The sequence below is a fragment of the Acidovorax sp. HMWF018 genome, from assembly GCF_003061035.1.
Lineage (GTDB): Bacteria > Pseudomonadota > Gammaproteobacteria > Burkholderiales > Burkholderiaceae_C > Acidovorax > Acidovorax delafieldii.
Genome location: NZ_QAIM01000385.1, coordinates 586 through 1087, shown reverse-complemented (window position 1 = coordinate 1087; position 502 = coordinate 586). Strand labels below are relative to the sequence as shown.

Below are 502 nucleotides of genomic sequence, written 5' to 3'. Positions count from 1 at the left end.
ACTATGCATTGGGCTCGCATGTCGCCCCGCTGGGCATGGCGTTTGCCACCAGCCCGGCGCTGGTGCCAGCGCTGGCGAGCGGCGCTTATGTGGGTGAACATGGCTCGTGGAACCGCAAGCCCCGCAGCGGCTACAAGGTGGTATTTGTGCCATTTGCCAACGGCCAGCCTGTGGGGCTGCCGGTTGATGTGCTCACGGGCTTCGTCAGCCCGGACGGCAAGGCCTGGGGCCGCCCGGTGGGCGTGGCCGTGGACCCGCGCGGTGCGCTGCTGGTGGCCGACGATGTGGGCAACACCGTGTGGCGTGTGACGGGTACCCCCGGTCCCTGAGCTGCGCATGACTGTTGGGCCGTACTTCATGCAACTGAGCGAGCGGTTGATTTGACGGGGTGCCCCATTGGCACCTACCCTGCAGGAACTCTCACCTCACACCACAACCCGCCCATGACCTCAGCCGCACGCCGCCTGCACCTTGAACGCCACCGCTCTGACCGCATTGGCTG

The 502-nt window shown here is 66.7% G+C and carries 1 pseudogene; it reads left to right on the top strand.

Annotated features, from left to right (window positions below):
* Positions 1-329 (top strand): annotated as a pseudogene (locus DBR23_RS30745) (sorbosone dehydrogenase family protein); the annotation flags it as partial.
* Positions 330-502 lie beyond the last annotated feature (173 nt).